A 19,716-nucleotide genomic window follows, 5' to 3' on the forward strand; every position below is an offset into this window, starting at 1 on the left:
TCAAGCAACTGCCGGGCCAAACATCGAGAGTTTGCCCCGTCGGCCTAATCGGAGGAATCGGTCAGCGAAGGGATCGCGGCGACCGGACGCCTCCTCATGGTGAGGAAGGCGCCGAGGTACGCGGCGGGGAGCGGGAGGACGACGGCCACGGCCGCGAACCATACGGGATGAGGGATCGTCACCAGGTTGACGATCGCGAAGGCGAGGAAGAGGAACCCGAACCCCGTCGCGTATGCCCGGGGGGCGCCCTTCGCGACCCTGGCCGACACCCAGCCCGCGACGAACGACCCGAGGGCCCAGGCCAAGAGGACGAGCAGCAGGGCCCCGAGGGGGATCGCCGCCAGTGCCTTCTGCACGGCCAGCGGATCCTCCCAGTCGATCCCCGGGGGCAGGGGGTAGAGCCGGACCGAGGCCGCCTCGATGAGCCCGACCGCGATCACGCCGGCGCCGAGGCCCAGCGCGATCGCGGCGATGCTTCGCAGAAATGCATGGATCATGGTTCGGGTCATGGGCGGCGGAACCTGCGGGGCATGTGCCGCATCCAGGGGGGGATCGGAGGGCCCGCCGCGGCTTCTTCGGCCGAGGGCTCGGGGGGCGCGCTGGCCATCTGTTCCAGAAGCGAGGCCGATTGCTCGAGCAAGATCGCGTCCATGGCGAGGTCCCCAGGCGACGAGATCCAGCGCATCATCGACGAGAGGAAGAGTTCCTTGAGGTAAGCGAATGAGAACCCCTCGGTCTGGATGACCACCTCGGCCAGCCCTTCTTCGGTGGGCCGGAGCGCCTCGCCCAACTCGGCCGACCAGAGGCGGACGTAGGCCAGGCGCTCGTCGGGGCCGGGGAGGTCGAAGTGGTACTTGCGGTCGAACCGGCTCGGCCGGTCGAGGATCGCCGGGTCGAGCCGCTCGGGGTGGTTCGTCGTCGCCAGGGCGAGGATCCCCGTGTTATCGGCGAATCCGTCGAGCTCGTTCAGGAAGAAGGAGCGGTTGCCGGCGTTGATGAGCGAGTCGAGGTCCTCGAGCACGAGGATGCAGGGGGCCGACCTCCTCGTCCTGGCGAAGACCTGGCGGATGCAGTCGTGCTCGGTGGCGTGGTCGGCCTGGAAGCTCTTCACGTAGAGGCAGGGCATCTTGAGCGCGTTGATCAGGGCCTTGATGGCGTGGGTCTTGCCGTTGCCGGGGGGGCCGACGAACAGGACCCCGCGCTTCCAGGGGACGCCGTGCTGCTCGTACGTCGCCCTCGTGGCGAAGAACCGGGAGAGGTCGTCGCGGATCTCTTCCTTGAGGGTCCCGGACAGCACGAGGTTCTCGAGCGTGGCGTTCTTGATGGAGTGGAAGAGCTCGCCGCTCTTGCTCCAGCATCCGCCGTCGAAGACGAGGACCTCGTCGCGGATCTCGGCGTTCCAGGCGCTGCACTCGGAGAAGAAGGCCTCGGCGGTGGCCTCGTCGTCGGCGATGATCCAGAGGTGCTTCTGCTCGTGGAAACCCGTGCTCCAGGTCAGGATCAGGGCCTCGAGGATCTGGTCGCGCCAGGCGATCCGGAACCAGGCATTCCTGGCCGACTTCGAGACTCCGCAATTCTCATCCCACGCGGCCGAGAGCTGGTTGTGGACATCTCCCCTCGGCTCGAGGCGGCAGAGCCCGGCCGCGGCGTAGGCCTCGATGTCGCAGTAGCTGAGCATCCCCTCGAGCACCGCCCGATCGGGGAAGTGGGGGGCGAGCCTCCTGCTGACCGAGTAGGCGATCGCGTCGCCCGGCAGCGCGAGCGAGGAGCTCAGGAAATCAAAGGTGTCCATGCAAGTCGGTCTCTCGCGATGTTGAGCGGATGGGCCGGTCAGTTATTCCTAACCAAGCCCAGGGAGAATCCTCGACGCCGCCAGGACGAAGGGAACCCGGCCACCCGGCGGATCTCTTCGAAATCGACACGAACGGAGGTCTTCCCCCCGTCGATGGATAGACACGCGGCCGTGGTTCGGGTTCCCGTACGGAATCACTCTACCCCTCGAACCCGCCGTTTGCGAGTTGGCGACGGCGTCCGGACCCTCATGCCGGTTGCGGTTGAAGGAGATGGGGCGAGGGGACGGACACCAAATGGTGCCTAGGTTTCTCGCGCGTGCCTTCTGGACCTGGCGCGAGGGGCTTCCTAACGTTCCTGGCAGGAGCGAAAGGAGCACCTGACATGACGCAACGCGCTTTGATCGCCGGGGTCACCGGCATCGTCGGCAACAATCTCGCGAGTCTCCTCGCAAGCCGGGGCTGGGAGGTGTATGGCCTGGCCCGGAGGCCCTCGGGCGACATGCCGGGTGTGACGCCCGTCACGGCCGACTTGCTCAAGCCCGAGACCTTCCGCGGCAAGCTCGCCGAGATCGACCCGACCCACGTCTTCATCACCACCTGGCTCCGCCAGGCGACCGAGGCCGAGAACTGCGCGGTGAACGGGGCGATGGTCCGCAACCTGCTCGACGACCTGCGCCCGGCCGCCAGCCTGGGCCACGTCGCGCTCGTGACCGGCCTGAAGCATTACCTCGGGCCGTTCGAGTCGTACGCCAGGCAGAAGCCCGCAACTCCTTTCCGCGAGGAACAACCGCGCCTGCCCGTCGAGAACTTCTACTACGCGCAGGAGGACGAGGTCTACAAGGCCGCCGGGGCCCAGGGCTTCTCCTGGAGCGTGCATCGGCCCCACACGATCATCGGCTACGCCCTCGGCAATGCCATGAACATGGGGGTGACGCTCGCCGTTTATGCCACGATCTGCCGCGAGACCGGCCAGCCGTTCGTCTTCCCCGGCTCTCCCGCGCAGTGGGAGGCGCTCACCGACATCACCGACGCCCGCATCCTGGCGAGGCACCTGGAATGGGCCTCGACCTCGCCCGCCGGCAAGGACCAGGCCTTCAACATCGTCAACGGCGACGTCTTCCGCTGGAACTGGCTCTGGCCCAGGCTCGCCGCCTATTTCGGACTCGAACCGGCTCCTTACCCGGGCCACGCCTCGCCCCTCGAGCCGAGGATGGCCGGCATTGCGCCGACCTGGGCCTCGATCGCCGCCAAGCACCAACTCGCCGAGAGGGACGTGACCCGGCTCGCCTCCTGGTGGCATACCGACGCCGACCTCGGGCGCGAGATCGAGTGCGTCACCGACATGACCAAGAGCCGCAAGGCCGGCTTCCTCGACTACCAGTCGACCCCCGACTCCTTCTTCGACCTCTTCGCCACACTCCAGAAAGACCGGATCATCCCCACCTTCTGAGGGCTGAGTGAATGTGGTGGCGAGGGCAGGGGGGAGCATACCCCTTGGCCCTCGCCGCGGTCATTTCGAAAGGTTCTAAAATTGCAGAGGCTTGACATGGTGACACGGCATAGCCATGATGGCTATCGTCCATAGCCAAGGGAGGATCGCCGTGAAGTTGCCAGACGAGCCCTTATCGCCGGCCCAGCAGGAGATCATGGAGATCGTCTGGGAGCAGGGGGAGGTCGCCGCCGTCGAGGTCCGGCAGATGCTGGCCGAGGGGCGCGAGCTGGCGAGGGAGACGGTGCGCACGATGCTCGAGCGCATGGAGGCCAAGGGCTGGCTGACGCATCGCGTGGTGGGCCGGACCTTCTTCTACGCGGCGGCCGTGCCGCGCGGGGCCTCAACGGGGCAGAAGGTGATCGAGCTGATCGACACCGTCTGCGGCGGCTCTCCCGAGCGGCTGATGACCGCCCTGCTGGACTATCGCGGATTGTCGGAGGAGGAGGCGACTCGGATCGAGGCCCTCATCAAGCAGGCGAAGGACAAGGGGGCTGGCCGACGGGGGTAGACGACGATGCTGCCGACGCTGTCCGGACTTGAGTTGGTGGTTCTTGTCGATGTTTTGACGCGAGTGAGCCTCGTTCTGGCCGCCGCCCTCTCACTGTCGCACCTCTGGACGAAGCGAGACGCGGCGCTCCGGCATGCGTTCCTCGTCGCCGGACTCGTCGCGGCGTCTTTCGTCCCCGCGGCGATGATTCTTGTGCGGTCTTTGCCTTTACCTTCGATGACGGTGCCGATCGCCTTGCTTGCATCTGGCAATCTCGCGGTTCGCGAAAGGCCCTTGCCTTCGCTTGAGCCGGAACCCGCTCACCATGAACATCGCATGATCGAAGGCGGTGCTCGTCACGAGATGCAAGGGCCTCTCGATGGTCGACCTGACGAGAAGCGGCTGCGCGGTGCTCGATACCTGTCTCGTGCCGTGATCCTGGCGATTGTGGTCGTGGCCGGATTGCGAGTCGTCGGTCTTCTACTTTCGCTTCTGCGAGTGCGCCGGATTGCGCTACGGGCGCGGCCCGTCGAGGACGGCGCGGTGTTGGCCTTACTCGAGACGATTCGAGATCACGTTCAGCTACGACAAATGGCTCGACTGCTGGAAAGCGCGGAGGTCTCCTCACCCGTCGCCGCGGGTGTGCTTGGCGATATCGTGCTGCTGCCGACGGGATGGGCCGGGCGGCTCGGGCGCGTCGAGCTGACGGCGATCCTCTGCCATGAGGTCGCCCACCTCGCGAGGCGCGATCATCGCGTGGTGCTGCTCCAGGAGTTGCTCGCCAGTGTCCTCTGGTTCCACCCGTTGATACACCTATTCAACCGGGCGCTGGATCGCGTACGTGAGGAGGTTTGTGATAACCATGCGATTGGGCTGGTCGATCGCCCCGAGTATTGCGGGGCACTGCTGGCCGTCGCTATGGGGCGACCCGGATCGTCGGCTCGCGGTGTCACCACGTTATGGCCAAGGCACTGGTCGCTCGAGGCCCGGGTCCGGGGGATCCTCGACGAGGAACGCTCGACGGTGACGCGGATCTCTGGCCTCGCCCGTTCGGCAACCATCATGCTGGCGTTGGTGTGCTGGGGTGTTGTCGCCCTGCCGCAACTGACTGCATCGCAGGCTGTTGGACAAGATGTGTTAATAGCTCGAAGTGGTGAAGAAGCCATAGAGACGCGACGACTCGTCAAATCTTTCCTGGCGAACGATGAGAGGTCGCTCCGCATTGAGAACCTTGCCGGCCGCGTCGAGATCGTGCATGGCTCGAGGCCGACGGTCGAGGTCGAGGCGTTCGTCAGGGTGGGCGACCTGCCGGAGGACGAGGCGAGGCAATTGATCGAGAGCATCCGCTGGGTCGAGGTGCCCGCCGATCGCGACGAGTCGCGCTGGGGCCTCTCCTTCCCGACGGACAAGTACGCGACGATCCGTTACGCCGTGGACGGGGAGACGAAGACCGCCGGGCTCGACCCGGTGCGATACCTCGATAATGAGGTCAGGATCGCGAAGGACCGGGGCGAGTCGGTGCCGGCCGTCGAGTTCGACCTCCGCGTCTCCGTCCCGCCCGGTGCCCGCATGGCGATCGACAATGCGGTAGGGCCGCTCGAAGGCCGCGCGATCGCGGGGCCGCTGAGGCTGTCGACGCGACATGGGGTCATCAGGCTCGACGATGTGCGGGGTCCGATCGACGCGAAATCCGAGTTCGGCGACATCCTCCTCTCCGGGCTCGACGCCGATGCGATCGTCCATGCCGGGAGCGGTGACGTCGAGCTGTCGCGGGCGACTTCGGGGCGAGTCTCTCTGTCCACCGGCACCGGCCTCTGCCGGATCGTCCAGCCCTCCGGCTTCAAGCTCCAGTATTCGGGCGCCCGCCCCATCGGCCTGATTGGCGGCGCCGCGGCCCGCATCTCGTCCCGGAAGGATGGCCGCGTCTCGGAACTGCTGTCGCGAGGGACGGGCGGCCCTTCGATCACGCTGACCTCGGCGTCTGGCGACTCCGTCATCGAGCTCGACCCGTAACACGGGCACGCACGTCACCTTCTCGAGTCGGTAGCCAGGGCTTTTCGACCCTTTCTGGAAGGGCCGCGCCGCTCGTGCGCGCCCAAATTTTGATCTGAAAGGATGAGCAGAGCATGCCATTGCGACGGCAACGTGCGTGGATTTGCTTCCTCCTCACAAGCCTCTTCGTCGGGGCGACGGCCAGGGTCGAGGCGGACGAGAGGCTGACGAGCCGGGCCGATCAAGAGCGGGCGTTCGACGACGAGGTCCGTGCACTGGCCAGACTCCTCGAATTGCCGGGCATGGTCGTCGCCGTCGCCCAGGACGGGAAGATCATCCATCGCGTCGAGCACGGATATGCGGACGTCGAAACTGAAATACAAGCAACCGTCGATCATATTTTCTGGCTCGCGTCGGTGACGAAGACGTTCACCGCGACGATGATCATGCAGATGGTCGACGGGGGTCTCATCAGCCTCGACGACCGCATGATCGACTACTGGTACCCGTCGTTCTTCCCGATGCGGATCAACTCGGAGTATCGCCTGCGTCACGTCCTGGGCCACACCGCTCGGCCATCCGGTTCCAGGAGGAGGCCTCGGGGCATCCGAGGCGCGCCGACGCCTGGCCACGCTCAAGGGCTATGAGGACGACGCACGAGTGCAGGAGGCCGCGTTGTGGCTGGGCGTGCATCTCGGCCAGGACAACCCGGATCAGGCCTATGCGTACCTCTGGAACGCGATGACCTGGTGGTTCAACTCGGGCAACGGCGGGGACCTTGGCGCCCGGATCACCCGGGCACTCGACGACCTCAGGACGACGCGGAAGGCGGCCGGGCGTTGATCTTGACTTTAAGGAATCCAAAAATGCTGGAAGCTCAAATGTTTTTCGGATCGAAGCTGCTAAGAGGCCTCCTCTTCGGGGCTTTGCTGATCCTGCCTGCGATGCCCGAAGCCCGGGCCGAGGAGCCCGACCGGGCCATCGACGCGAGCGAGCGCACCGCAGTCATCGACGGGGTGACCGAGAAGGTACGCAAGGTCTACGTCCTCCCTGATGTGGCGGAGCAGATGGGGAAGGCGATCCACGTCCGGCAGGCGAGGGGGGAATATGACAACCTCGCGACCTGCCAGGCCCTCGCGAAGACCCTAACGCACGACCTGCGCGAGGTCTGCAAGGACAAGCATCTCGAGGTCCAGTTCTTCGCCAAAGGGATTCCTTATGACTCCGAGAAGACGCCGGATCCGAAGGAGGTCGCCGAGTTCCGCGAGGCGGGGAGGAGGCGGAACTACGAATTCAGGAAGGTCGAGATGCTCGAAGGGGGGATCGGGCTCCTCCGCGTGGACGGCTTCTATCCGGCCGAGTGGATCACCGAGACAGCGGCAGGGGCGATGTCGTTCCTGGCCAACAGCGAGGCGATCATCCTCGACCTTCGGCAGAACGGCGGCGGGCAGTCGGGGGGGACGCTGCTTTGCAGCTACTTCTTCGCGCAGCCCACCCACATGACCGACTTCTTCAACCGCGCGGACGGCTCGACGCAGCAGGTCTGGAGCTACCCCGTCGCGGGCGCGGAGAAGTTCGCGAGCAAGGATCTGTATATCCTCACGAGCCGTAGGACTTTCTCGGCGCCCGAGGGGCTCGCGTACGATATGCAGGCGTTGAAGCGGGCGACGATCGTCGGCGAGACGACCGGCGGCGGAGCCCACGGGACGACGATCTATCGAATCAATGACCACTTCAGCGCGAGCATCCCGTTCTGCCGGAGCATCAATCCGGTCACGAAGAGCGACCACGAAGGGGCCGGCGTGAAGCCCGACGTGGCTGTCTCGGCCGAGGCCGCCCTCCACACCGCGCATCTGCTGGCGCTCAGGAAGTTGCTCGAGAAGTACGCCGAGCAGCCGAAAGTCGCCGATGGCCTGAAGCAGGTCATCGCCGCGAAGGAGAAGGAGCTGGAGGTGCTGAAGATGGCGAAATAGCGACGAGTTAGCGGTCAGGTCGGTGAAATCCGCGGACTCGCCGATCATCGCTCACCAACATGATTGGTCCGAACCTCGGACCAGATCCCGGCGTCTCTTCCTCGCTGTATCGAACGAATGCGAGAAGTCAGCACGCGTTTGGCGGAAAAAGGAGGGTGAGCCATGAGCACGCTGGTTGTCGAGGTTTGCGAGGTCAAGTCGGTCCATCCTCATCCCAATGCCGACGCCCTGGAATTCATCACGGTCAAGGGATGGCAGGTCATCGTGCAGAAGGCCCTGGGGCTCAAGCCTGGCGATCGGGTGGTCTATTTCCCGCCCGATAGCGTGCTGCCGCCGGAGCTTGCCGATCGCCTGGGGATCACGAAGTATCTGAGCCCGCTCCCCTCCGAGATCGACGGCAGCCGTAAGCCGGGCCTGAGGGTCCGCGCCGCGAGATTGCGGGGGGAGCCGAGCTACGGCACGATCGACCATGAGGTCGATCCGTCGTGGGAGGTCGGGCTCGACGTCAAGGATCACTACGGCGTCACCAAGTTCGAGCCGCCGGTGAGGCCGACCGACGGGGAATCGCTGCCGCCGGTCCCGGCGTTCCACCTCTACACCGACATCGAGAACATCCGCAACTTCCCCGACGTCTTCAGCCCCGGCGAGGAGGTCGTCATCACCGAGAAGCTCCACGGCAAAAACTGCCGGCTCGGCCTGGTGCGGGTGTTGAGCGACGATGAAACTCCAGCCTTCGAGCTCATGGCGGGTTCGAGGGACATGAGACGCAGGCAGGTCGACGCCAAGGGGAGGGTCTCGGACTTCTGGAGGCCGATGAACGAGGCGTTGGAAGGTTTGCTCAGGGACCTCAGCGGCGGCGAGAAGAGCGTCATCGTCTTCGGCGAGTTGTACGGCAGCGGCGTGCAGGATATGGCCTACGGGCTCGCGTCGGGCGAGAAGCGGTTCCGGTGCTTCGACATCACCGTCGACGGTCGGTATGTGGATCATGACGTGAAGGTCGAGGCCCTCGCCCGGCATGGGGTCGAGGCCGTTCCGATCCTCTATCGGGGGCCCTTCTCGTGGGAGGTGGTCGAGGCCGAGTCTTACGGCTCGACGACGATGTGCAGCCCCGACGACGCCGGCAAGTTCAAGGGGCGCGAGGGATGCGTCATCACGCCCGTCAAGGAGCGGTTCGACGCCTCCTTCGGGGGCAAGGGCCGGGTGATCCTCAAGTCGATCTCGGCCGACTACCTCGCCCGCAAGGGGGGGACGGAGGAGCACTGACGCGGTCCGGATCGTCCCCGAGGCCAGGGCCTCGGGGACGATCCGTATCTCAACGTCTCTGTCGGAGTATGGGTATGGGGTCGAAGCGACCCCCTTCGGCCTCGGTGATTGTCAAGGTGTATCCGCCCCGGTGGTCTTCCCTGGTCCAGTCGCTGAGGAAGAAGGCGAGCAGGAAGACCTCGTCCTTGGGCTCGATGACCCAGGGGGTGCGGAAGGTGACCGACTGCCCGGGCGCCAGGATCTTCTGGCGGGCGGCATAGCCGTCCTCGGCGTCCTCGCCGTAGTAGAGCACGACGCCAGGGAATGGGTCGGCGTTGTTCCCAAGGTGGTGGCTCATGAAGGCCTCGCCCGAGACCTCGACCTTGTAGAACTTGCCGCGCTCGAGGTCGAGGCGGACGGCCCCGTCCCTCGGGCGATTCCCCGGCTTGAACCCGACCCTGGGCAGGTAGACGCAATGCTTGACGGCGTCGACCTTGACCGTGTGCTTGCCACCGGCCCACCCCGAGGCACTCGCGCGGTCGACGACCATCGCTCCTTGTTCGGAGGGGTCGGATGTTTTATCAGCCGACGCCGCTTCGGGCGGCGCGGCGGAGAGCGCCACGCGCCGGCCTTCCACGGCTCCGATGCAGACGAACGCGAGGACCATCACCGCGGCCCCAACGAGTTTGGCCTGAGTCAAGATCATGGACTTCGTCGCTCCTTTCATCAGGAAGGCCACGGAGGCCGGGACGATCCCGGATCGTGCCGACGTCTCTGACGCGATTTCGAGGGCCAGCCCGATCGTCGTCGCCTCGAGCCGACAGGGGACGATGGCGGAGGCCTCGGCCAGCGCCGAGGCGGGCAGGGCGGCGCCGAGCGTGACGCCCCGGCGGATTAGGCGCGAGCGGAGCATCTGCCGGGCTCGGGTCAGGCGCCCGCTGACCGTCCCCGAAGGGCATCCCAGCGACAAGGCCGCCTCTCCCAGCGAGAGGCCGCGGAAGTGGCAGAGGACCACCGGCGCCCGATAACGCTCGGGGAGGCGGTCGACCTCCTCGAACAGGATCGCCCGCAGGTCCCGGGCGCATTCGAGTTCGCCCAGGCTTTCCGGCTCGGCCCGCCGGAGCTCGCCGGCTCGTTGCTCGAGGAGCCTCCGGCGCCGGGCGTCGGCCCTGGCGTGGAGGGCGATCCGCAGGGCAACCCGATAGAGCCAACTGCCGAGCGACTTCCGCACCGACAACCGATGGGCCCGGGTGACCAGGACCAGGAACGTGGCCTGGAAGGCGTCGTCGACGTCCCCGCGGTCGCCGAGCACCCCCCGGCAGACGGCCAGCACGAGCGGTCCGTGACGGTTGACCAGGACCTCGAAGGCCGAGGGGTCGCGATGCGCGACGAAGCGGTCGAGGAGCTGGGCGTCGCCAACCCCCGCGTCCGTCCCCGCCCCGAAGATCCGTTCGATGCCGCGGAGATACGCCGCCGAGCGGGTCATCGTCATTCGGCCCGACCTCCCGAAAGACAAACCGGGTCAACCTTCCCTTCGCCAAAGTAGAAGGGGGCTGCCTCGGCGTTTCCTACATCTTTTTTCCGCGAGCCGGTGCGATTCGTCCGAAGATCGAGGCCGAAGCGTCGGCCCGGAGGAGCCCGGCGGCAAGGCTCGTCCCTGGCGGGATCAGGTCGAAGACCTGGGGCAGGGCGTGGGGCCGCTCAGGCCGGTCGTTGGCCGCTCAGCTCGGCCCGGCGAGCCGACCGGTCGGGCTCGACATGGACGAGGACGTCCCGGATGGCAAGGACGTGGCTCTTGACCCGGTCCTTCGTCGCGTGGGCGATGTCGTGCCCGACGGCGACGCTGAGCTCGGCATCGACCTCGATGTGGATGTCGACCAGGTACTCGAGGCCCGCCTTGCGGATGCGGAGCGTCTCGACGGCCTCGACCCCGTCCACGGACAGGGCGGCCTCGCGGACCGAGTCGAGCAACTCGGGCGAGGCCTGGTGGTCCATCAGGTCGTGGATCTTGTCGAGCAGCAGGCCGCCGCCGATCCAGAAGACCGTCGCGGCGATGACCAGGGCCGCGGCGTGGTCGGCCCAGAACCATCGGGGGCCGCCCCAGCGCGCCACCACGAGGCCGGCGACGACGGCGAGCCCGCCGAGGGCGTCGAGCCGCATGTCCCAGGCCGACGCCATCAGCACCGAGGAGCCGGTTTCTTTCGCGACCCGCTTCGAGTGCTGGAAGAAGGCCTCCTGGAACATGGCCCCCACGACGGCGATCGCGATCGCGAAGCCGTGAGGGGTCGGGGCCTTCACGAAGAAGGTGAGGATCGTCTCGCGGGCGATCATGGCCGCCAGCGCGAGCAGGACCAGGGCCATCGCCGCGCCGGCGACGGCCTCGAGCCGGCCGTGGCCGTACGGATGCTCGCGATCGGCCGGGCGCTCCGCCATCGCCAGGGTGGCGACCAGGCCCCCCGAGATCGCCGCATCGATGAGCGAATGGACCGCGTCGGAGAGCAGGGCCAGCGAATGCCCGAAGAACCCCCCCAGGAACTTCGCCAGGCCGAGGCCCAGCCCCAGGGCGAGTCCCCACATCGCCGCCTGTCGGCTCCGCCGGTACAACTCAGATGTCGAGCTCATTCGGCCCATGATATCGAAGGCCCCGCCCGGGTTGAAACCGCATTCTGGTCAAGGAGCCTTTCCAGCGGCCCGGCGGCGGCTTCCTTTCGAGATTCGGGAATTTGTGCGCGTGATGCAGGGCACTTTCTCTCGCTCCCCCGGGCCGATCGGCAATGCGCTGCACGAAATTATGCTCGATTCACTGGAATGAAATTATTGTTACACTTCTCGCTAAACTTACTTGGTTTCACCCCGTCGCCGAGCCTGAGAGTCCCCCCTCAAACCTGATCTAACCCGCGACGCGGCGAATGGACCAGGTTTCCGTCCCCAATCCGCACTTGATTGGTCGAAATGAATCCGGAGTTCGCCCCACCCCGAAATCGGGCCATTTGCAGGGAAAAACGATGGAGTCTCATGTCCGGCCGAGATTCCCGGTCCCCGACCCGAATTAAATCTCGACTAAGCCAGTCAAATCGACCGACGATATTCTTGACTTCGTTTGTCAGAAAACGTATTGTTAGCCGTGGGTCAGTTAGGGCAATGCTCACAACCGTCCAAGCAGTCTTGGGTGGTTGAGCAAGATACTTCCTGGGCCCGTGAGGCGTGGCCCCGCTTCCAGTCCGATGGATGGCGGGGCTCCAGGGAAGGCGTGACCCGGTTCCAAGTCGATGAGGATTGCGAGGACGACGATGAAGTTGATCCAACTGGTGTCCAAGGTGCGGGATAAGGCCGTTCTCCGTCGGCTGCCCTGGCTCGGCTGCCTGGCCCTGGCCGGGGTCGTCGGATGCGGCAGTTCCAGCGCCTCCTCGATCGGCAGCGTCTACGAGGTTAAGGGCAAGGTCTTGCTCCCCAGCGGCAAGCCCCTCGACGGCGGGCAGATCTACTTCATCCGCGAGGACGCCATGTCCTCGTCCACGGGGAAGATCGCCAGCGATGGCACGTTCAGCCTGACCACCGGCAGTGCGGGGGAAGGGGCCCCGGCTGGCGCGTATAAGGTCAGGATCGAGCCGGTTGCCTCCCCGACCCCCACCTCGCATTCGAAGCGGCAAGCGGCCGTCAAGCTGCCGTTCGCCTCGAAATACCTCGACGAGGACAGCTCGGATCTCCGGGTGACGATCGCCTCGGGGCCCAACCAGTTGGAGCCGTTCCGGCTGAAGGCCAAGTGAGCCGGCCGTTCGGTTCTCGCTATCCATCATTCGTTTGATTTCAAGACGCTCTGGAAAAAGGATGTCTCGATGAGATCGCTGAGGAAGATGACGCGTCCGCGAAGTGGCGGCTTCACCCTGATCGAGCTGCTGGTGGTGATCGCGATCATCGCCGTGTTGATCGCCCTGCTGCTGCCGGCCGTCCAGGCGGCCCGAGAGGCCGCCCGCCGCGCCCAGTGCACCAACAACCTGAAGCAGATGGGCCTGGCGATGCACAACTACGAGAGCTCCAACGGCGCCTTCCCGCCCGCCTGCAAGTCGATCAACCTGACGGCCACGCCGACCCCCGCCGTGATGTTCCCCGACACCGGCTTCAGCGCCCTGGCCCGCCTGCTGACGAACATCGAGGGCGGCGCCCTGTACAACGCGTTGAACTTCAACTACGAGTACAACGACGCGAGCGGCGGCAATTTCACGGGCGCCTCGGCGGTCGTCAGCGTCTTCATCTGCCCGTCGTCGGCCCGCACGGGCACCCGCGACACGGCCCAGAGCGACCCCAACGCGTCGCCCTATGAGAAGACCCAGAGTGCCGGTTACGGCTACATGGACTACGCCCCGTCGGTCTACACCGACATCAACGTCGTCAACGGCGTGCCCACCACGGGCGGCGTCGGCGCGACCCCGGTCGTCCCCTATCGCAATAAGAACGCGGCCGCCAAGGGCCTGCTGAAGGACGGCAAGACCACCATCGCCGAGATCGTCGACGGCACGAGCAACACCATCGCGATCATCGAGTGCGCCGGCCGCGACGAGACGTATTGCAGCCAGTTCTCCGAGAGCCTCTACCCGGTCGTCCGCGGTTCCGGCCCCGCCCCCGGCGGCGGCGCGACGAACGTGGCCCACCGCTACTGGCGCTGGGCGGATCCGGGGAACGCCTTCGGCACCTCGGGCCAGCCGAACAACAAGGCCCCCATCACGGCCGTCCACGAGCAGTCCGCCTGGCCGGCCTGGGGTTCCCCCTCGGCGGGCCTCCAGGGTGGTGCGAACGAAGAGCCCTTCTCGTTCCACAAGGGGGGCGTCAACGCCCTCTTCGGCGACGGGTCGGTCCGCTTCATCAAGGACAGCGTCAACCTCGCCGCCTTCCGCGGGATCCTGAGCATCAACGGCGGGGAGACGATCTCCTCCGACGCGTTCTGATCCCTCCGGCTCCACGACATGCAACGAGCGGGCGCCTCCGGGCGCCCGTTTCCCGCCGGCTCGGACGCAAGCTCGGGGTCGATCCGACCTCGGGCTGCCCGACTTCCTCCCCCTTCGCCGTGGCGGTTGTCCCCTTCGGGAGCGGCCTCAGCCCCGAATCCCGGAACGTCGAGAACGTGGTTATGAAGTTCTCCGCGAAAGTGGAATACGCTTGTCTCGCGATCATCGCCCTGGCCAGGCACCGTCAGGAAGACCCGCCGATCCGGGCTCGGGTGATCGCCGAAGGTTATCACATCCCCGAAAACTACCTGGCTCAGATCCTCCTCCAACTGAAAGCCGCCGGCCTGGTCTTCAGCACCCGGGGCGCCGCCGGGGGCTATCGCCTCGCCAGGCCCGCCGAGTCGATCTCCCTGGGCGAAGTCCTCAGCGCCATCGAAGGCCCGCAAGATCCGCCCCGCGACGAGCCGCAGGGGCTTGCCTCGCAGGTGCTCGCCTCCGTCCTCGAGCACCTCCGCGCCGCCGAACGCACCGTCCTCGATCAGACCTCCATGGCCCAGCTCGCCGAACGCTCCGCCCCCCACGAATGGGTCATCTAAAACCCTCGCCCTTCTCTCTTCGATCTCCAGGCCAAGAGTCCCACGAACGAGAACACGACCCGAGCCCGGCAGCCCAGTGGTGGGTTGCCGGGCTCGGGTCGCTTCGTCTCTCGGGTCGATAGGCCCGGTTCTCCTGACGAGTGAGTTTCTGTGCGTGATGCATAATATGTGTGATCTGTCAAAAATGATTGGGATCGAGAATTTGGGCAAAATAAGAAAGGCCTATCGTCCATTTGCCGATAACAAACCCTAACAACGGCCCCCTCCCTGTGAGACTCGCACCCCCTTGATATGGCCGACAGGCGGACGGACCGAGGCACGCGCCGTGCCTCGGCTGCCGTCCCCTTTTTTTTGAAACTGGCAGCTTGACCTGGAATCCCGAGTGGCTCGGGCTCAACAACGAGAGGGGCGCGCAGATGGTGGGGCCGTTCGGGTCGTCGCGTCGAGTTGAGGCGAAGGGTGCCCGGCGGACGCGTCGGATTTCGTTCCGCCCGGCGGCCGAGCCGCTCGAAGGGCGTCAGCTCCTCGCGGCCGGCGACGTCCTCACCTATCACAACGACATCGCCAGGACGGGGCAGAACCTCGCCGAGACGATCCTCGCCCCCAGCAACGTCAACCCGACGAGCTTCGGGGTCGTCGCCAACTACCCCCTCGATGGCGCGGTCTACGCCCAGCCGCTCTACGAGCAGAACGTGCGGGTCGGCAATCGCTACCTGAACCTCGTGTTCGTGGCGACGACCAACGACAGCGTCTACGCGTTCGACGCGGACAGCACGAACCCGAGCACCGCCCTGGTCTGGCGCACGAGCTTCCTGAACCCCGCGGCCGGCGTGACGACCGCCACCGGCGCGGACCTCGGGGTCGGCAACAGCTTCGACAAGCTCGGGATCGTGGGGACCCCCGTCATCGACCCGAACTCGGGGACGCTCTACGTCGTCGACCTCTTGAAGGTGACCTCGGGCGGATCCTCCCAGATCATCCAGCAGCTCAACGCGCTGGATATCACGACGGGGGCGGAGAAGTTCGGGGCGCCGGTGACGATCCAGGCGACGGTGCCCGGCCTCGGCGAAGGCTCGAACTCGATCACGTTCCATCCCCAGAAGCAGCTCCAGCGCTCGGGCCTGCTCCTGCTCAACGGGGTGGTCTACGTGGGCTTCACCTCGTTCAACCTCCAGCTCCCGTATCACGGCTGGCTGCTCGGGTATAACGCCGCGAGCCTGCAACAGGTCGCGGTCTTCAACACGACCCCCAACTCGCTCCAGGGGGGGATCTGGATGGCCGGCGGCGCCCCCGCCTCGGACGGCTCGAGCATCTTCCTGGCGACCGGCAACGGCCCGTTCGACGTCGACCAGGGGGGCCTCGAATACGGCGACAGCATCCTCAAGCTGACGACCGGGCTCCAGGTCGCCGACTACTTCACCCCCTACGACCAGGCGTACCTCGCGGATAAGGACGAGGACCTCGGCTCGGGCGGGGTGGTCGTGCTGCCCGGCACGGCCGGGGGCAACGTCCCCCTGCTCGTTGGCGCGGGGAAGGAAGGGGCGATCTATCTCATCAACCGCAACAACCTCGGGCAGTTCGACCCGACGATGAACCGGGCCGTCCAGAGCACGTCCGAGCGGTTCCTGGGCGTGATCAACGCCGGCGACGGCGAGTGGCTCGGCTCCTTCGGCACGCCGGCCTATTACAACAACACGCTCTATTACGGCTCCCCCGGGCGCCCGCTCCAGGCATTCAACCTGAGCAACGGCGTCATCAACTTCGTCCCGACGAGCGTCTCCGGGACTAGTTACTCCTACCCGGGGGCGACGCCGAGCGTCTCGGCCAGCGGCTCGGCCAACGGCATCGTCTGGACGTTGGAGAAGGGGAGCCCGGCCGTCCTGCACGCCTACAACGCGGCGAACCTGGGCCAGGAGCTCTACAACAGCAACATGGCCGGGACCCGCGACCGCCTGGCTCCCGGCACCACCTTCGCCGTGCCGACCGTCGCCGGGGGCAAGGTCTTCGTCGGGACGCAAGGGGGCCTCACCATCTTCGGTGAGCTCAACCCCGGCCCCGTCGCGTCGCCATCCGCCAGGTCGGTCCGCCTCCGCACCCCCAGGCTCCCCAGGATCAGGCCCATCCCCGTGCGGCACCCGCTGCATCTCCCCGTGCGGCATCGCCTCCGCTGAGCCGTCGCCCTTTCGCGAGAGGCGAGATCCAGGTTGCTTGCGAGCAACCCTCAAGGGACACCCAAGCATCCTTGTGCGCGGATCACGGAGGCGGCAATCCTACCGAAGTGGTCGATATTACGCTTGTCATAGGCCGACGAGCCCATGTAGGATAGTCGGTTAAGGGGAATCGCGAGAGGATGGTGCGTCGCGACCCTTTCCGGAGGATTTCGCGATGCCGAGCCGTTGGGAAAGATGGACCTGGATCAGGTTGGTCGCGACGACGCTCGCAGTCGCCCTCACGACCGTGGGGGTGTCGCTGGCGCAGAATCCCCCGGCCAAGCAGAATGCCGCGGGCAAGGGGAAGAACGCCCGGAACAAGGGGCGAGACGCCAAGGGGGAGCCGCTCAAGAAGGCGCTCCCGAACGCCGGCGACCCGATCGAGAACCAGGGGCTCGACGCCGACAAGAACGGGCCCGCGGGGATGGTCCACTACCGCCTCAAGCTCAAGGCCAATGACGGGACCTTGCTGGCGGTGACCTACTACCCGACCTTCCCGGCGCGCCTCGGGACTAACGCCCCCGTGCTCCTGATGATCCACGAGAAGGATCGCTCGGGGAAGGACTTCGAGGATCCGATCGCCGAGCTGAAGAATCAGGGGATCGCCGAGCACATGCAGAGCCTCGGCTATGCGGTGCTGACCCTCGACCTCCGGGGCCAGGGGGCCAACGTCCGCAAGGCCCTCAGCCAGCAGGACTGGCAGAAGATGATCGACGACGTCCAGGCGGCCTACCAGTTCCTCGTCGATCGCCACAACCGAGGGAAGCTCAACCTGGCGAAGTTCGGGGTGCTCGCCCTGGGCGAAGGGGCGAACCTGGCCGCGGCCTGGGCGAACTCGCCCGGCGGGGCCGTCTCGAGCGAGGGGAGGACCAGCGACCTCGGGGCCCTCGTCCTGGTCTCGCCGATGGCCGAAGGCGAAGGCTTCGGGCTCAAGGAGATGATGGCGGCGCTCGGCCCGAGGATCCCGCTGCTCGTCCTGGCCGGCGAGCGCGACCAGGTCTCGAAGGATCCGGTCCGCGCCGCCCGTGCCATCGTCGAGCGGACCCGCCTGAATCGGGTCGAGTTCTTCCCGTCGTCATTGCACGGGTACAAGCTGCTGAGGCTGGAGCCGAAGGTCACGAGCGTCATCGCCAAGTTCTTCGAGGGGATGGTCAAGAACAAGGCCGTCGAGTGGGAGCCCCGGTACAACCTGACGCCCGTCGCCTACGGCGACATCCAGCTCGTCCGCACGAACAAGACGCCCAACGCCGCGGAGAAGGAAAAGGAGAAGAAGGACGCCGGCAAGGAGAAGGCGAAGGAGAAGGATCGCGAGAAAGAGAAAGACGCCGCGCCTGCAAAGCAGCAAGAACCCCAGTGAGGAATGCCGGGACCATGTCGTGACCATGCTTCACGAGCCCCCCGCGATTCTAGCGGCTCCAAGGGTCGTCGAAGAAGGTATCCCGCGTCCGTACTGAGGGGTTCAGAGAGGAAGGCCGCCTGTCATGGAATTGCTCACCGAGGACGCAACATATCTGGCCGGGGGGCTCGGGATCCTGGGGGCGATCTTCCTGATCGTCCTCAAGGTGACCCAGCAGGGGCGCTACCTGATCCGCGCCCTCATCGCCCTGGGCCTCGCCGCGATCGTGCTCGGCGTCGAGTGGCTCTGGGTCACCGACAACGAGCGCATCGAGCAGGTCGTCTACGACCTCAGGCGTGCGGTGGTCGCCTCCGACTCCGCCGCCGTCATCACCCACCTGACGCCGAACGTCGAGTATTCGCAGTCGGGACAATCACTCTCGGGCGATGCCGTGCGCAAGTTCATCACCGAGCAGCTCCAGCGTGCCCAGTTCGACTTCATGAGGATCTCGCAGCTCGAGACCCACGCCGGGAGCCAGTCGGGACGCGGTAGCGCGGTCTTCCGAGTCACGTCGAGCGGCTCCTACCGGGCCGACTTCATGCCGGTGGCGATGAACTTCGGCGGTGCCAACCTCGACTTCTCGCTCGGCTTCCAGCAGGAGAAGTCGGGGGTCTGGAAGGTGGATCGGATCAGCCTGACCCGTGGGCCTCGCGAGATGCCCATGCCCGGCGGCATCTCCATCCCCAAGAACGCTCGGCCGTCCTTCTCGACGCGAAGGCCGCCCCGCAACCCGTTCTCGAGGGAACGCTTCTCGCGCAAGCGGTATCCGTTCCCCGGCGGCCCTCCGGGCGATGACCCGAGCAAAGCCACCGAGTCGAGCACGACCTCCGAGACGCGGCCGAAGCTCCAGGACCTTCCCAGCCTGGATTCGCTCAGCCTCCCCAAGTGATCTCGACGCTCATCGAGAGGTCGCCCAGCGCCGCCAGGAAACCAACAAAGGTCGCTTCCCCCTCGATGCCCGGGGTGGAAGCGACCTTCCTTCATTCGCGGCTTGGCTCAGTTCGAGGATCAACGCCCGTACTTGGCGTCGTCCTGCTTCTGGACCTGGGCCTTGCGCTCGGGGTACTCGAGCACGACGAGCTTGTGCTCCTTCTCGTCGTAGCTGTACTCCTGATAGTAGGGGAGCTGGGGCAGGGCGATGCCGTCGGGCTTGCCCGGCTTGAGGATCTCGTCGCGGAACTCTTCGTAGTTCTTGGGGTATTCGCCATGCTCGGCCTGGTACAGGTCGATGGCATGTTTCACGTTGTTGAACGAGATGTGGTTCATGGAGACGACGTAGGCGTTGCCCGAGAGGGTCAGCGGGTCCTTCGCCGTGATCTTGTCCGAGGCGACCTGGGCCCCCGCCTGGAGCTCGGGCTCCATCTTCCGCACGTCCTGCGTGGTCTTGCCGAGGATCTCGCGAGGCTGGACGGTGGCGGTGTTGGCATTCGGTGCGGCCTGGTTGGCGGCCTTGCCGGAGTTGGGGAGGTGGCGGGGCTCCTCGCAGCCGGCGGAGAGGAGCAGGAGGCAGGGCAGGGTCGTCGAGGTGAGCCGGAGGACTCGAGGTCGCGTACGCACGGACGTTGCTCCTTAATCCTGACGCATTGGCTTGT

Annotated in this window: 18 protein-coding genes; 13 read left to right on the top strand and 5 right to left on the bottom strand. The window is 66.1% G+C overall.

The annotated features are described in order from the left end of the window. Positions 1–44: 44 nt before the first annotated feature. Positions 45–497 carry a hypothetical protein gene (locus ACOYYX_RS00910; protein WP_422928054.1) on the bottom strand — a complete coding sequence of 151 codons (453 nt, stop codon included), beginning with the start codon at positions 495–497 and terminating at the stop codon, positions 45–47. 8 nt (positions 498–505) lie between these two features. Next, positions 506–1,792 (bottom strand): AAA family ATPase, encoded by a 1,287-nt coding sequence (locus tag ACOYYX_RS00915; protein WP_422928055.1) that lies wholly within the window; start codon positions 1,790–1,792, stop codon positions 506–508. Positions 1,793–2,175: 383 nt separating this feature from the next. Between ACOYYX_RS00915 and ACOYYX_RS00920 the strand changes: the two genes are divergently transcribed. The 7 genes from ACOYYX_RS00920 to ACOYYX_RS00950 all read left to right on the top strand — a co-directional run bounded on the left by ACOYYX_RS00920 (position 2,176) and on the right by ACOYYX_RS00950 (position 9,000). Continuing rightward, on the top strand, positions 2,176–3,243 hold the full coding sequence (locus ACOYYX_RS00920; RefSeq protein WP_422928056.1) for an SDR family oxidoreductase: 1,068 nt from the start codon (positions 2,176–2,178) through the stop codon (positions 3,241–3,243). A 151-nt stretch (positions 3,244–3,394) separates the two neighbouring features. Continuing rightward, a complete protein-coding gene (locus ACOYYX_RS00925; RefSeq protein ID WP_422928057.1) occupies positions 3,395–3,793 on the top strand; it encodes a BlaI/MecI/CopY family transcriptional regulator in 399 nt (132 codons plus the stop codon). Between the two features lie 342 nt (positions 3,794–4,135). Further along, the gene (locus ACOYYX_RS00930; RefSeq protein WP_422931574.1) at positions 4,136–5,785 is read left to right on the top strand and encodes a M56 family metallopeptidase; all 1,650 of its coding nucleotides are present in this window, start codon (positions 4,136–4,138) and stop codon (positions 5,783–5,785) included. Positions 5,786–5,898: 113 nt separating this feature from the next. After that, a complete protein-coding gene (locus tag ACOYYX_RS00935; protein ID WP_422928058.1) occupies positions 5,899–6,411 on the top strand; it encodes a serine hydrolase domain-containing protein in 513 nt (170 codons plus the stop codon). Positions 6,412–6,424: 13 nt separating this feature from the next. Next, positions 6,425–6,607, top strand: coding sequence for a hypothetical protein (locus ACOYYX_RS00940; protein WP_422928059.1), 183 nt, complete (start codon positions 6,425–6,427; stop codon positions 6,605–6,607). 23 nt (positions 6,608–6,630) lie between these two features. Then, positions 6,631–7,737: a S41 family peptidase gene (locus tag ACOYYX_RS00945; RefSeq protein WP_422928060.1), complete on the top strand. Its 1,107-nt coding sequence runs from the start codon at positions 6,631–6,633 to the stop codon at positions 7,735–7,737. A 162-nt stretch (positions 7,738–7,899) separates the two neighbouring features. Further along, positions 7,900–9,000, top strand: coding sequence for an RNA ligase (ATP) (locus tag ACOYYX_RS00950; RefSeq protein ID WP_422928061.1), 1,101 nt, complete (start codon positions 7,900–7,902; stop codon positions 8,998–9,000). Positions 9,001–9,049: 49 nt separating this feature from the next. On the opposite strand, the gene ACOYYX_RS00955 is transcribed toward ACOYYX_RS00950, so the two are convergent. Next, positions 9,050–10,471, bottom strand: a complete 1,422-nt coding sequence (locus tag ACOYYX_RS00955) for an RNA polymerase sigma factor (RefSeq protein WP_422928062.1) — start codon at positions 10,469–10,471, stop codon at positions 9,050–9,052. 209 nt (positions 10,472–10,680) lie between these two features. Then, positions 10,681–11,601, bottom strand: a complete 921-nt coding sequence (locus ACOYYX_RS00960; protein WP_422928063.1) for a cation diffusion facilitator family transporter — start codon at positions 11,599–11,601, stop codon at positions 10,681–10,683. A gap of 668 nt (positions 11,602–12,269) precedes the next feature. Between ACOYYX_RS00960 and ACOYYX_RS00965 the strand changes: the two genes are divergently transcribed. The 6 genes from ACOYYX_RS00965 to ACOYYX_RS00990 all read left to right on the top strand — a co-directional run bounded on the left by ACOYYX_RS00965 (position 12,270) and on the right by ACOYYX_RS00990 (position 19,013). After that, positions 12,270–12,746, top strand: a complete 477-nt coding sequence (locus ACOYYX_RS00965; RefSeq protein ID WP_422928064.1) for a carboxypeptidase-like regulatory domain-containing protein — start codon at positions 12,270–12,272, stop codon at positions 12,744–12,746. 69 nt (positions 12,747–12,815) lie between these two features. Next, the gene (locus ACOYYX_RS00970) at positions 12,816–13,922 is read left to right on the top strand and encodes a DUF1559 domain-containing protein (protein ID WP_422928065.1); all 1,107 of its coding nucleotides are present in this window, start codon (positions 12,816–12,818) and stop codon (positions 13,920–13,922) included. A gap of 182 nt (positions 13,923–14,104) precedes the next feature. Next, complete coding sequence (locus ACOYYX_RS00975) at positions 14,105–14,518, top strand: RrF2 family transcriptional regulator (RefSeq protein ID WP_422928066.1); 414 nt, start codon at positions 14,105–14,107, stop codon at positions 14,516–14,518. Between the two features lie 365 nt (positions 14,519–14,883). Beyond that, complete coding sequence (locus tag ACOYYX_RS00980; RefSeq protein ID WP_422928067.1) at positions 14,884–16,689, top strand: pyrrolo-quinoline quinone; 1,806 nt, start codon at positions 14,884–14,886, stop codon at positions 16,687–16,689. Between the two features lie 214 nt (positions 16,690–16,903). Next, complete coding sequence (locus ACOYYX_RS00985; RefSeq protein ID WP_422928068.1) at positions 16,904–18,085, top strand: alpha/beta hydrolase; 1,182 nt, start codon at positions 16,904–16,906, stop codon at positions 18,083–18,085. A gap of 124 nt (positions 18,086–18,209) precedes the next feature. After that, positions 18,210–19,013 carry a hypothetical protein gene (locus ACOYYX_RS00990; RefSeq protein WP_422928069.1) on the top strand — a complete coding sequence of 268 codons (804 nt, stop codon included), beginning with the start codon at positions 18,210–18,212 and terminating at the stop codon, positions 19,011–19,013. A gap of 119 nt (positions 19,014–19,132) precedes the next feature. On the opposite strand, the gene ACOYYX_RS00995 is transcribed toward ACOYYX_RS00990, so the two are convergent. Further along, positions 19,133–19,681, bottom strand: coding sequence for a hypothetical protein (locus ACOYYX_RS00995; RefSeq protein WP_422928070.1), 549 nt, complete (start codon positions 19,679–19,681; stop codon positions 19,133–19,135). Positions 19,682–19,716 lie beyond the last annotated feature (35 nt).

The organism is Singulisphaera chitinilytica, from assembly GCF_049331405.1.
GTDB lineage: Bacteria > Planctomycetota > Planctomycetia > Isosphaerales > Isosphaeraceae > PoT.